This window comes from Oleiphilus sp. HI0043, from assembly GCF_001634935.1.
Genome location: NZ_LWEY01000869.1, coordinates 1 through 214 on the forward strand (window position 1 = coordinate 1; position 214 = coordinate 214).

Here is a 214-nt window from a genome sequence, read left to right on the forward strand (position 1 = left end):
CCTTCCAGTTCTTTTATCGAGTATCCTTACCCATTGCACGGCCCGCTATTGCGGTTGGCCTGTCTTTAGTACTAATGGAGACACTTAACGACTTTGGAACGGTAGATTATTTCGCCGTCCAAACCTTAACAGCGGGTCTTTACGACACGTGGTTGAACATGGGCAACTTGGGTGGTGCAGCACAGATAGCCTTACTAATGATGGCTGTCGTGGT

Annotated in this window: 1 pseudogene; it reads left to right on the forward strand. The window is 48.6% G+C overall.

The window, feature by feature from the left end:
• A pseudogene (locus tag A3729_RS09805) lies at positions 1–214 on the forward strand (iron ABC transporter permease); the annotation flags it as partial.